The sequence below is a fragment of the Pseudoxanthobacter sp. M-2 genome, from assembly GCF_046156265.1.
Classification (GTDB): Bacteria; Pseudomonadota; Alphaproteobacteria; order Rhizobiales; family Segnochrobactraceae; genus CAMDHY01.
This window is the reverse complement of sequence record NZ_JAWDIR010000020.1, coordinates 1-12,628: the sequence shown is the minus strand read 5'-3', so window position 1 is coordinate 12,628 and position 12,628 is coordinate 1. Positions and strand designations below refer to the sequence as shown.

Here is a 12,628-nt window from a genome sequence, read left to right as displayed (position 1 = left end):
CACCAGGAGCAGGTTGCAGTCGCCGCCTGACTCAAACAAAACAGCCTCCGGCAAACCCGGCGCGGTTCAGTCCAGACTTGACCATAGACTTGAGCCGTCAGGGCCGGTCCGGCGCCTCGAAGGTGATCAGCGGCGCGATGGGGCGCAGGCGTCGGAGCGTCGACGACCGGGCTCGGATCGTGGAGGAGACGCTGGTTCCTGGTACCGTCGTGTCGGTGGTGGCGCGGCGCCAATCGCCTCACTTGTCGAGACCGCGAAGCTCAACGCCGTCGAGCCGCAGAGCTACCTCGCCGACGTCATCGCCCGCATCGTCGAAGGCCACGCTCAAAGCCAGATCGACGACCTGCTTCCGTGGGCCTATGCCCCCGCTGCACTCAAGGCCGTGGCCTGAGAACAGCGCTTACCCTATGGCCTGCGCGAAGGCCCCCTTTTGCGCCGGCTGCCAAGCGGTGCGCTTCGACGTGGGTGGCGTCAATCGCCGCCCCGTCGAAGACGCCGCTATGCCCAGTCAGGGCCTCGAACATCTGCAGCCACAGCCCCGGCCGACACGCGAATGAACGGTAATAGACTGTCGTGTAGGGCCCGAACTCGGGCGGGCAGCCGCGCCAGCGCGCGCCGCTCCTCACGCATGTCTGCGCCCCTCCGCCCGCGCGGCACAAGCGGCTCGATCCGAGCCAATTCCTCATCGTCAAGCCAACGTGCCTGCATCGCTATCATCAAGATCCTCCCGCGAACCTTGAATCGGCGAATGCTACATCACGCTTGACCAAAATGAGTAAGGATCCTAGGCCGGGGGCCGCCGCGACAATCGCACGCCAGGCCCACCTAGATCGTCTCGCAATACCCGGACGCCGCTACGCTCTAAAGCGTTCAAAAGAAGCCTTTCGCTCTCGCGGCGTAGTTCGTGTCGCCCGCATTCAAAATTGCGGATTGTGCTACGCGAAACCTTGGCAGCTGTCGCCAGTTCCTCCTGGGTCCAGCCCAGAAGGCCTCGCGCTGCCCGGCAGTGCTCCGGTGAGAACGTTCGCATCCGCGACCTTCGGTCCGAACAATCGGCTTGTGCCAGCCCCCCAAAATCAACCATGATGGGCAAACTGAGGCAATAGGAATTGAGAGCGAAGGAGGGTAGGCAATGCTTCATCAGATTGCCCTCCTCCTCGTGCTGGTCCTGCCCTTCGCCGGATGTCTCGCCGCGGCCCTGCTCGAGACACATGCGCGCAACGCCGCCGCCTGGCTTGCGGGGGCGGTCACGCTCATAGCGGTCTTGCTGCTGGCGGCCTTGTACCCGCGTGTCACCGATGGCGGGGTCGTCAGCCTCGACATCGCCTGGGTGCCCCAGCTCGGCCTCCAGTTCGGATTGCGACTGGATGGCTTCTCCTGGATGTTCGGCGTGCTCGTCACTGGCATCGGCCTGCTGGTGGTCCTGTACGCCCGCTACTACATGTCTCCATCCGATCCCGTCCCGAGATTCTTCGCCTTCCTGCTTGCCTTCATGGGAGCGATGCTCGGCATCGTGCTGTCGGGTAACCTGATCCAGCTCGTCTTCTTCTGGGAGCTGACGAGCCTCTTCTCGTTCCTGCTGATCGGCTATTGGCACCAGAGGGCCGCTGCGCGCGACGGTGCGCGAATGTCGCTCACCATCACCTCGCTCGGCGGGCTGTGCCTGTTCGCCGGCGTGCTCGTGCTCGGCCACATCGTCGGCAGCTACGACCTCGACGTCGTTCTGCGGTCCGGGGACCTGGTGCGCGCCCATCCGCTCTACTTCACGGCCCTGGTGCTGATCGTCGTCGGGGCCCTCACCAAGAGCGCCCAGTTCCCATTCCATTTCTGGCTGCCGCAGGCGATGGCCGCGCCGACGCCGGTCTCGGCCTACCTGCATTCCGTCACCCTGGTGAAGGCCGGCGTCTTCCTGCTGGCGCGGCTGTGGCCCGTGCTGTCGGGAACCAACGAGTGGCTCTGGCTGGTCAGCGGTGCTGGCCTCGTCACCTTCGTGCTCGGTGCCTTCGTTGCGATCTTCCAGCAGGACGTGAAGGGGCTGCTCGCCTATTCGACGATCAGCCACATCGGCCTGATCACCCTCCTGCTTGGCCTCGGCACGCCGCTCGCGGCGGTGGCGGCGATCTTCCACATCATGAACCACGCGACCTTCAAGGCGTCGCTGTTCATGGCGGCCGGCATCATCGACCACGAGACGGGGACGCGCGACATCCGGCGGCTGAGCGGGCTTTTCCGATACATGCCGATCACCGGAACGCTGGCGATGGTGGCCGCCGCGTCGATGGCCGGCGTGCCACTACTCAACGGCTTCCTGTCGAAGGAGATGTTCTTCGCCCGGACGATCGAGACCCACGACGGCTCGCTGGTCGACGACATGCTGCCCTATGTGGCCACCCTGGCTGCGATGTTCAGCGTCGCCTATTCGCTACGCTTCATCCACGGGGTGTTCTTCGGACCACCGCCCGTCGGACTCCCACGGACCCCGCACGAGCCGCCGCACTGGATGCGCTTGCCGGTGGAAATCCTGGTGCTCGTCTGCCTCGTCGTCGGCATCATCCCCGGCCTCACCGTGGGGCCGTATCTCGCGACCGCCGTCACCGCCGTGCTCGGCGGTGCGACGCCGGTGTACAGCCTCGCCGTCTGGCACGGTTTCAACCTGCCGCTGCTGATGAGCGTGTTCGCGCTCGCCGGCGGAGTCGCGCTCTACTTCATGCTGCAGGGCTATCTCGCCCGCGGCGTCGAGGGGGCGCCGCTGGTGCGCCACCTGAAGGCGCCGCGCATCTTCGACAGCGTCATGGTCACGCTCTCGTGGCGCTGGGCACGGTCGCTGGAAGGGCTGATCGGCACGCGGCGGCTGCAGCCGCAGTTGCGGTTCGTGGTGTGCGTCGCGCTGGTCGCCGGCCTCTGGCCGATCCTCGACCGCGGCCTGTCGCTCGGGACGGCGCCGACGTCCGGGTTCGATCCGGTGTTCACGATGATCTGGCTGATCGGGGTCGCCTGCGCGATCAGCGGTGCCGCACTGGCGAAGTTTCACCGCCTCGCAGCGCTCGTGCTGATCGGCGGCGCCGGCCTCGCTACGTGCATCACCTTCGTCTGGCTGTCGGCGCCGGATCTGGCGCTGACCCAGTTGCTCGTCGAGATCGTCACCACCGTGCTGATCCTGCTCGGGCTGCGCTGGCTGCCGAAGCGCGTTGCCCTCGCCGAGGAAACCGGACGGATCGCCTGGTCCGCGCACGTTCGCCGCGTCCGCGATCTCGTCATCGCGCTTGCCGCCGGCGGCGGCCTGGCGACGATCTCCTACCTGATTATGACGCGGACCGCGCCCGAAAGCATCGCCGACTACTTCGTTGAGAATGCCTACGCGCTCGGCGGCGGTCGCAACGTCGTTAACGTCATCCTCGTCGACTTCCGCGGCTTCGATACGCTCGGCGAGATCACCGTTCTCGCTGCGGTCGCGCTCACAGTTTACGCCCTTCTGCGGCGGTTCCGTCCGGCCTCCGACAGCATTGGCGTGCCTGAACAGCAACAGGCGCAGGACCTCTACGCCAAGGCAACCCCAGGGCGCGGCCATGGCGACACCGCGGCCGATTATCTCGTAGTGACCTCGACCATCATGAAGATGCTATTCCCGGTGATCGGTGTGATGGGATTGTATTTATTCCTGCGCGGCCATGACCTGCCGGGGGGTGGCTTCGTCGGGGGGATTACACTGGCGATCGCGGTGCTGCTGCAGTACCTCGCCGGCGGCATCCGCTGGGTGGAGGCGCGACTGCGCATCCACCCGGTGCGCTGGATCGCATCAGGCCTGATCTTGGCGACCGCCACCGGCGCCGGATCGTGGCTGTTCTCCTATCCATTCCTCACCTCACACTCCGCGTACGCGGACCTGCCCTTGATCGGGAGCATTCCACTCGTCAGCGCCCTCCTGTTCGATCTGGGCGTCATGTTGCTGGTAATCGGAGCGATCACACTGATCCTCATCGCGATCGCCCACCAGTCTATCCGCAGCCATCGCAACACCCCGCCCCCTGCTCCGCCTACAACCGCAGCCAGCGGGGCGTGATGGAACTCGTCCTCGCAATAGCAATCGGTGCACTCACGAGCTCCGGCGTCTGGCTACTGCTGCGGCCGCGGACGTTTCAGGTGATTATTGGGCTCTCCCTTCTCTCCTACGCTGTGAACCTGTTCATCTTCTCAATGGGCAGGCTCATCTCCGGCGCCCCGCCAGTGCTGACGGACGGCGTTGGCGATCCGAGCGCGCTCACCGATCCATTGCCACAGGCGTTGGTGCTCACCGCCATCGTCATCGGCTTTGCAACGACGGCGTTGTTCCTCGTCGTGCTGCTCGCCTCGCGCGGGCTGACTGGAACGGACCACGTCGACGGGTCGGAGCGTCGACCTTGACCGCGATCGCCGATCACCTGGTGATCCTGCCGATCCTCATTCCGCTCGCTGCCGCCGCGGTGGTGCTGCTGGTCGACGATCGCAGCCGCAGCGTCAAGGCGGCGATCAACGTCGGCTCGACGCTGCTGGCGCTGGTCGTGGCGGTCGTGCTGATGCGCATGGCCGACACCAGCCCCGATGGGGCGGCGGCCGTGATGAACTACCGCCTCGGCGACTGGCCGGTGCCGTTCGGAATCGTCCTCGTCGTCGACCGGCTGTCGGCGATGATGCTGGTGCTGACCGGCATGCTGGCGCTCGCCGCCCTCGTCTACGCGCTCGCCCGCTGGCACCGCGAGGGCGCCTATTTCCACGCCCTATTCCAGATCCTGCTGATGGGCGTGAACGGCGCCGTCCTGACCGGCGACCTGTTCAACCTGTTCGTCTTCATCGAGCTTCTGCTCGTCGCCTCCTACGGGCTGGTGCTGCACGGCTCGGGCATCGCCCGCGTCAAGGCGGGGTTGCACTACATCGCTGTCAACCTCGCGGCGTCACTGCTCTTCCTCGTCGGCGTCAGCCTGATCTACGGCGTCACCGGTACCCTCAACATGGCCGACCTGGCGCAGCGCATCCCCGCGCTCGCGGACGCCGACCGGGCTTTGCTCGAGACCGGCGCCGCGGTGCTCGGCGTGGCGTTCCTGGTCAAGGCGGGGATGTGGCCGCTGTGCTTCTGGCTGCCTGCCGCCTACTCGGTGTCGGCGCCGCCGGTGGCAGCTTTCTTCGCCATTCTCAGCAAGGTCGGCGTCTACGTGCTGCTGCGGCTGTCGCTGCTGTTCTTCGCCACCGGCAGCGGACAGTCAGCCGGCTTCGGCAGCGACTGGCTGCTGTTCGGCGGGATGGCGACGATCGTCTACGGCTCGGTCGGCGTGCTCGCCTCGCAAGACGTGCGCCGCCTCGCCGCCTACGCAGTGGTGGTCTCGACCGGCACGGTTATGGCGGCGGCCGGGCTCGAGCAGCCGGCCGTCACCGGGGCGGCGCTGTTCTACCTCTTCAACTCGACGCTCGGGATCGCCGCGCTGTTCATGCTGGTCGATCTCGCCGAGCGTGGGCGCGACCCGGGTGCCGACGTGCTGGCGGTTACGATGGAGGCCTACGGCGATGAACCGGAGACGGCGGAGGCGGTCGAGGAGGTCGGCATCGCCATCCCGGCGACGATGGCAATTCTCGGCCTGAGCTTCGTCCTGTGCGGGCTGCACATCGCCGGACTGCCGCCGCTGTCCGGGTTCGTGGCCAAGTTCGCGCTGATGACGACGCTGATCAATCCGGCCGGGCTCGGCGTCTCCGCCGCGCCGACGCCACTCGCCTGGGCGCTGGTGGTTCTGCTCGTCCTGTCCGGGCTCTTCACGCTGATCGCGATGACGCGTGCCGGCATCCGCATCTTCTGGGCGGTGGAGCGCACGCCGCCGCGGGTTCAGCTGATCGAGATCGCTCCGGTAGCGGTGCTGCTACTAGCCTGCGTGACGCTGACCCTCATGGCCGGAGACGGGATGCGCTATGCGCAGGCAACTGCCGACGACATTCGGAGCGCGGGTCCCTATGTCGACAGGGTCTTCTCACCGCATGCCCGTGTTCCCGACGGCGCGGCCGCACCATGAGACGCTGGCTGCCCTTCCCGCTGTTGTCGGTCACGCTGCTGGCGATCTGGCTGCTGCTCTACCAGTCTGTGTCGATCGGCCATGTCCTGCTCGGCTCAGCGATTGCACTGGTGGCGCCGTGGGCGCTCGTGCCGCTTCTCTCTCCCCGCGACCGACGCATGCACGGCGCGTGGGCCGTGGTCACGCTCGCCTGCTTCGTCGCCGGCGACGTGCTGCGCTCGAACGTCGCCGTCGGCCGGCTGATCCTCAATCCGCGGCTACGTGGCCGTCGCTCCGGGCTCGTCGACATTCCGCTCACGCTGCGCGACCCCTACGCGCTCGCCGCGCTCGCCATCATCGTCACGTCGACGCCGGGAACACTCTGGGTCAACTTCAATCCCGCGACCGGCATCCTGACGCTGCACGTCCTCGATCTCGTCGACGAGGCCGGCTGGATCGAGACCATCAAAGGTCGTTACGAGAGCAGGCTCCGGGAGATCTTCGAATGACGGCGTCCGCGTTCCTGGCCATCGCCCTGCTCACCGGGCAAGTGCTGCTCGCCCTGGCGATGGCGTGTGCGGTGTTCCGCATGATCCGCGGCCCGCGCGCCCAGGATCGGGTCGTCGGTCTCGATACCCTCTACGTCAACGCCATGCTGATGCTGGTGACCTTCGGCATCCGCACCGGCAGCGCGCTCTATTTTGAGGTGGCGCTGGCGATCGCGCTGCTCGGCTTCGTCGGCACCGTGGCGCTCGCGAAGTTCCTGATGCGGGGCGAGGTGATCGAATGACTCCTCTCGCGGACCTTCCGGCCTGGGCGGCGGTGGCCGTCGGAATACTGGTGCTGCTCGGCACGGCAATAACCGCGCTCGGCTCAGTCGGGCTGCTGCGCTTCGCCACCTTCTACGAGCGCGTGCATGCGCCGACGCTCGGTACGACGGCTGGCACAGGGCTGGTGCTGGCCGCCTCGATGGTGTTCTTCACCGCGCTGGGAGCAAGGCCAGTCATCCACGAAATCTTGATCGCTGCCTTCATTACCGTCACCACGCCCGTGACACTCATACTTCTGGTACGGGCGACGCTTTTCCGGGACCGTTTTGAGAGCGACAACGGCGTTAGGTCTCCAAGACTCGCAAACGAGGCTGAAGAAAACGTTAGCAGTGCGGAGGCCGGGGACGACGTCCTGCCTCCTCGAGCGTGAGAGCCTGCAAGACGTGTCACATTCGGCTCCTCGCTGGTGGTGGAACGGGATTTTTTGCGTCGAGCATCCGGGCGCTGAGCGTGGGGGCGAGACGCGATATGATCGAACCGGACCACGCTCAGCTGCCGATCACGCGGCAGTGCGCCCTGGTCGGCATCAGCCGGTCCGCCTTCTACTGCGGCCCGCGGACCGAAAGCCTCGAAACCCTCGCCATCATGCGAGCGATCGACGGCCAGTTCCTCGAGACGCCCTGGTACGGCTCGCGGCAGATGGTGCGCCATCTGCGCCAGCAGGGACATGAGGTCGGGCGCAAGCGCGTGCGGCGTCTCATGGCCCGCATGGGGCTGGCCGCCAGCTACCAGCGGCCGAAGACCACGGTGCGGCATCCGCAACACCGCGTCTTCCCCTATCTCCTGCGGAACATGGCGATCGAGGAGCCTGACCAGGTCTGGTGCGCCGACATCACCTACATCCCGATGCGGCGCGGCTTCCTGTACTTGGTCGCCATCATGGACTGGCACAGCCGCAGGGTTCTGTCCTGGCGGCTCTCCAACACCATGGAGGCCGACTTCTGCATCGAGGCGCTGGAGGAGGCCTTGTCCCAGTTCGGGCGGCCCGGCATCTTCAACACCGACCAGGGCAGCCAGTTCACCAGCCGCGCTTCACCGAGGTGCTGCTGGACGCTGACGTGCGGATCTCCATGGATGGCCGCGGCCGGTGGATGGACAACGTGTTCATTGAGCGCCTCTGGCGGTCGCTGAAATACGAGTGCATCTACCTCAATGCCTTCGAGACCGGCTCCGAGGCCCGGGCGGGGATCAGCAGGTGCGTCAGCTACTACAACCGCGTGAGGCCCCACTCGGCCCTCGGCGGCAGAACGCCGGAGGAGGTCCACACTGCCCGCAACGGCATCAACATGGCGGCGTGACGGAAACCAGAACCAAGCTTAGCAAAGCCGCCAATCCGTCAGCCGAATGGGGGCCACCTCATACCTCAGGGAGGACCAATTCAAAGGGGCAGGCCAGTCAGGCAGACGCGGGTCGCGCGCCAGCCGGTAGCCCGTCGCGATCGAAATGGCGGCCTTGGCGGCTGCCGCGGCCACGCCGTCGGTCTGTCGGAAGGTCATGAAGAGCCTCATCCGATGGTCGGTGACATGACGGCCGGTCACGGACGAGCCTCCCCACGACAACGGGGTACCCTCGCCAGACCGGCCCGCCGCGATCACCGGCCGGCTGCCGATCCAGGGCAGCCGAACGACGAAGCCGGTGGCAGGATGGCTTCTCTTGGTTGATCTGCATCAATCCGGGTGCCAAGTTTTTTGTACTTTTATGGCCGATTGGATGAGGAGCGAGGCTACAAATGCGGCGGATCATGCTGGCCACGGATTTCTCCGAACGATCCGACCGAGCGTTGCGGAGAGCGACGATTTTGGCGCGTCAGCACTCCGCCGAGCTATCTATAGTACATGTGGTCGATAACGATCGGCCACAATACATCGTTGACCACGATGCGGAAGACGCACACCTCATACTTGCGCAGCTCGAGCGCTCCTTGCGCGACCAAGATGGTTGTATTTGCACTACAAGCGTTCTGCTGGACGACCCCTTCAGAGGCATTGCCGGCGCAGCAGAAGAGGTATCTCCCGATCTTCTGGTGATAGGCCCGCACCGCCGCCAGATTTTGCGGGACGCATTTGTGGGGACTACAGCCGAACGCACCATTAAGGCGGTATCATGCCCTGTCCTGATGGTGAACGGGCCGCCCGTGGGTCCATGGCGCCATATCCTGCTGACGACGGATCTTTCTAAAAGCGCGGAGCAAGCGCTGAATCGCTTTGCGGCGATGGGGCTGGGGGTAGACGCAGGCTCATCTATTGTGAACGTATTCGATACGCCCGCATTGCGCATGATCATGCCCAATAATATGGCAAAAGAGGAAGAGAACCATTATTTAAACGCACAACGCGAGTCGGCTTTGAAGGAATTACGGCAATTTATAAAGAATAGCTCTTTCGAACGGGCCAAACCGATCGTGCGTAGAGAGGAGTCAACGGTTGCGCGCGAAATCCTAAGAACCGCTGCTGACCTACCGGCAGATCTGGTCGTGATTGCGTCTGGCAGCAAAAGCGCCATTGCGCAGTTGATTCTGGGTAGCGTCGCACAAGACGTTCTGCGGCACGCAGCGGTCGACGTTCTCACAGTCCCCTTAAGTCGTGTGGACAAATTTGATCCAGCATCGGATGGTGGCGAGCTGCACGAAGCCGAGTAAGCATCTCGAGCGGCGGGGCATCGACCCGGTGATCCCGACGAAGTCAAACCGGAAGGTCCAGCGGATCATCGACAAGGCCGCCTACGCGATGCGCAACCGCATCGAGCGCTTCTTCAACAAACTCAAGCACTCACGTCGCGTCGCGACCCGCTACGACAAGCTTGCGTCGAGCTTCCTCGGCTTCGTGCAGATCGCCACCATCCGATGCTGGATCAAGTTTGTCCACACGACTTAGTCACCTCGAAAGCGGTGGCGGAGAAAGTGCTTCTCGAACTCGAGCAGCACAAAGCTCGCCACCCCGAGCGCGATGATCAATGCCCCGTCCGCGAGCGTCAGCGGACGGGATCCGAAGATGGTGTTCATGATCGGCAGATAGGTGAAGGCAAGCTGCCCGGCGACGACGACCGCAAGCGCGATCCACACCGGCGTCGTGCCCTTCACGCCGGTAAAGGTAAAGGATGTCATGTGAAGGAAGCGCACGCTGAAGAGATAGAAGATCTCCAGCACCACCAGCGTGTTCACCACCATCGTCCGAGCGGTTTCCAGGTCACGGCCCTGATCCAATGCCCAGAAGAACGCGCCAAGAGAGATCGCGGCGAACAGGAGCGAGACCACGATCACCCGCCACAGGATGAAGGGTGTAAGCAGCCCCGCGTTAGGCCGGCGTGGCAGGCGGCGCATGACACCGGGCTCGGAGGGTTCGAAGGCAAGCGCGAGGCCTAGAGTGGCGGCAAGAATCAGGTTGACCCACAGGATCTGGACCGGCGTCATCGGCATGGCGAAGTTGAACAGGATCGCGATGACCACGGTCAGGGCCTCGCCGCCGTTTGTGGGCAGCGTCCAGCTGACGACCTTGCGGATGTTGTCATGGACGGTGCGTCCTTCGTGCACGGCCGCGACGATCGAGGCGAAGTTGTCGTCCATCAGCACCATTTCCGAAGCCTCCTTGGCGGCCTCGGTACCCTTGACGCCCATCGCAATGCCGACGTCCGCCTGCTTCAGCGAGGGCGCGTCGTTGACGCCATCCCCCGTCATGGCAACTACCCGCCCTTCGGCCTGAAGCGCCTGCACGATGCGCAGCTTGTGCTCGGGGCTCGTGCGGGCGAACACGACCGTTTCACGGACGGCCTTAGTGAAGTCCTCCCCTGATAACTGATCAAGGTCATGTCCCGTCAGAACGACCGGATCGTCACCCATTCCAAGCTGACGCGCGATTGACTTGGCGGTGGCGGCGTGGTCGCCGGTGATCATGCGCACCGCGATCCCGGCCGAGGCGCATTCGGCGATCGCGCGGATCGCCTCGTCCCGCGGCGGGTCGATGAAGCCGACGATGCCAAGGAACGTCAGCCCGGTTTTAACATCGGGAAAATCGATGCGATCCGTCCCTTCGGGTAGTTGGCGCATGGCAAAGCCAAGAACGCGTTCGCCGTGCGCCGCAGCTTCCGCGATCCTGTCGGACCAGTACCTCGCATCGAGCGCGGTTGGCCCGCCCTGAGCCTCCTGTCTGCTGCACATGGCCAGAACGGCCTCGGGCGCGCCCTTTACCAGAACCACATGCTCCGCCAGCGACATCCTGTGCAGGGTCGCCATGAAACGATGCGCGGCATCGAAGGGGATCTCATCGAGGCGAGGCCACTCCGCACGCTCGTTCTCGGGATCGAAAGCGGCCTTCATCGCTAAGGTAACGAGCGCCCCCTCCATCGGGTCGCCCTCGACATGCCATTCCGCACCGTTGGTGCGCAGCCTGGCGTCGTTGCAGAGCAGGCCGGCGCGGATCAGCGACAGGGATGTTGCATGGCTAGCAGGACTGCGGGGGCCGGTGTCTTCAAACAGTTGATGCCCGCCTGGATTGTAGCCCGAGCCTTCCACAAAAATCGCTTGCCCCGGGGTGACAACCCGGCGGACCGTCATTTCGTTGCGGGTGAGCGTCCCGGTCTTGTCCGAACAGATGACGGAAGTGGCCCCCAGCGTCTCGACCGCCGGAAGACGGCGGATCACGGCGTTTCGCACGGCCATACGCTGCACGCCGATGGCCAGCGTGATGGTAATCACGGCAGGCAGGCCCTCTGGGACCAGGCTGACGGCAAGTGCGACGACAGCCATCAGCGCCTCGTCCCACTCGTAGCCGCGTAATGTGATCGCGAATACGAAGAGGATCGCCGCACCGACAAAGGCGAACCGGGTAAACCGCTGGCCGAAGCGGTTGATTTGCCGCAAAAGCGGCGTGGTCAGTTCCTCGACGCCGCCCAGCAGCTCGCTGATGCGCCCGATCTCGGTCTGCAATCCTGTCGCGAAAACGATACCCGTTCCCTGCCCGCTTGCAACCAAGGTGCCGGAAAACGCCAGCGATCGTCTGTCGCCGAGAGCTGCGTTTGCGTCGACGGGGTCGGTATGTTTCGTCGCCGCTACGGACTCGCCGGTCAGGATTGCCTCATCAATCCGCAGGCTGCGCGCGCGAAGCAGGCGCAAGTCGGCCGGAACCCGATCGCCCGCCTCGATCAGGACGACGTCACCGGGGACAAGTTCGGCCTGGGGCACGCTGACGCGCTGGCCATCGCGCAGCGCGGTAGCGCGTGGCGCAATCATGTTTCGGATCGCGGCCAAGGCATCTTCGGCCTTGCCCTCCTGCAGGAAGCCCACGACCGCGTTCACCAGGACGACCGCTAGGATCACTCCCGTATCGACGAAGTGCCCCAGCGCCGCCGCTGCCGCAGCCCCGGCAAGCATGAAATAGATCAGTGCGTTGTTGAATTGGGCGAGGAACCGTAGGACCGGGTGGCGCCGCGTGCCGGTCGGAATGGAATTGGGACCATGCTGTCGCAGCCGCCGTTCGGCTTCACCGGAGCTCAGCCCCTGATTGGTCGATGCAAGCTCAGCGACCACATGCGCGGCATCTCGGTCGTGCACGGAGCGAAACGTTCGATAGTCTTCTTGAATGGCGGCATCTGGTACAACGAGCATGCAAGAATTGCTCCCAATCGGCCTAATCGTACGGGCTGTCTCATGATAAAGGCGCCGGCGGCTGCGGGGAGCAGATTAATGACCACACGCCATACGCTTCGACTGTTCCCCTTCTCAACTTACGCGCCTCGTCGCCTGGGTAACCCGGCAACCTGCCTTCGTTCATTGGTGAAACGCAATAGCGTCTG

Annotated in this window: 10 protein-coding genes and 2 pseudogenes; 10 read left to right on the top strand and 2 right to left on the bottom strand. The window is 64.7% G+C overall.

Features of this window, described 5'->3' with window-relative positions; genetic code table 11:
- Positions 1-391, top strand: a 391-nt coding sequence (locus RUR49_RS11675) for a transposase domain-containing protein (protein WP_409146553.1), incomplete at its 5' end; no start/stop codon positions are given.
- Positions 392-784: 393 nt separating this feature from the next.
- Here the strand turns inward: RUR49_RS11675 and RUR49_RS11670 are convergent.
- Entirely contained in the window at positions 785-1,030 is a 246-nt protein-coding gene (locus tag RUR49_RS11670; protein ID WP_409146554.1) for a multiprotein-bridging factor 1 family protein, read from the bottom strand.
- A gap of 102 nt (positions 1,031-1,132) precedes the next feature.
- Between RUR49_RS11670 and RUR49_RS11665 the strand changes: the two genes are divergently transcribed.
- From RUR49_RS11665 to RUR49_RS11625, 9 genes and pseudogenes are all read left to right on the top strand, one after another.
- Complete coding sequence (locus RUR49_RS11665; RefSeq protein WP_409146552.1) at positions 1,133-4,060, top strand: monovalent cation/H+ antiporter subunit A; 2,928 nt, start codon at positions 1,133-1,135, stop codon at positions 4,058-4,060.
- Positions 4,060-4,401 carry a Na+/H+ antiporter subunit C gene (locus RUR49_RS11660; protein ID WP_409146551.1) on the top strand — a complete coding sequence of 114 codons (342 nt, stop codon included), beginning with the start codon at positions 4,060-4,062 and terminating at the stop codon, positions 4,399-4,401. Before RUR49_RS11665 ends, RUR49_RS11660 begins: the two co-directional genes overlap by 1 nt.
- A complete protein-coding gene (locus RUR49_RS11655; RefSeq protein WP_409146550.1) occupies positions 4,398-6,032 on the top strand; it encodes a monovalent cation/H+ antiporter subunit D in 1,635 nt (544 codons plus the stop codon). The genes RUR49_RS11660 and RUR49_RS11655 overlap by 4 nt, the downstream gene beginning before the upstream one ends.
- Positions 6,029-6,520 carry a Na+/H+ antiporter subunit E gene (locus RUR49_RS11650; RefSeq protein ID WP_409146549.1) on the top strand — a complete coding sequence of 164 codons (492 nt, stop codon included), beginning with the start codon at positions 6,029-6,031 and terminating at the stop codon, positions 6,518-6,520. Before RUR49_RS11655 ends, RUR49_RS11650 begins: the two co-directional genes overlap by 4 nt.
- Positions 6,517-6,801, top strand: a complete 285-nt coding sequence (locus RUR49_RS11645) for a K+/H+ antiporter subunit F (protein WP_409146548.1) — start codon at positions 6,517-6,519, stop codon at positions 6,799-6,801. The genes RUR49_RS11650 and RUR49_RS11645 overlap by 4 nt, the downstream gene beginning before the upstream one ends.
- Positions 6,798-7,211, top strand: a complete 414-nt coding sequence (gene mnhG / locus RUR49_RS11640) for a monovalent cation/H(+) antiporter subunit G (RefSeq protein ID WP_409146547.1) — start codon at positions 6,798-6,800, stop codon at positions 7,209-7,211. The genes RUR49_RS11645 and mnhG overlap by 4 nt, the downstream gene beginning before the upstream one ends.
- Before the next feature lie 50 nt (positions 7,212-7,261).
- Positions 7,262-8,139 (top strand): annotated as a pseudogene (locus RUR49_RS11635) (IS3 family transposase); the annotation flags it as partial.
- A 431-nt stretch (positions 8,140-8,570) separates the two neighbouring features.
- Positions 8,571-9,479, top strand: coding sequence for a universal stress protein (locus tag RUR49_RS11630; RefSeq protein WP_409146546.1), 909 nt, complete (start codon positions 8,571-8,573; stop codon positions 9,477-9,479).
- A 4-nt stretch (positions 9,480-9,483) separates the two neighbouring features.
- A pseudogene (locus RUR49_RS11625) lies at positions 9,484-9,714 on the top strand (transposase); the annotation flags it as partial.
- On the opposite strand, the gene RUR49_RS11620 reads toward RUR49_RS11625, so the two are convergent.
- Complete coding sequence (locus RUR49_RS11620) at positions 9,711-12,440, bottom strand: HAD-IC family P-type ATPase (RefSeq protein WP_409146545.1); 2,730 nt, start codon at positions 12,438-12,440, stop codon at positions 9,711-9,713. The pseudogene RUR49_RS11625 and the gene RUR49_RS11620 sit on opposite strands and share 4 nt — an antisense overlap.
- Positions 12,441-12,628 lie beyond the last annotated feature (188 nt).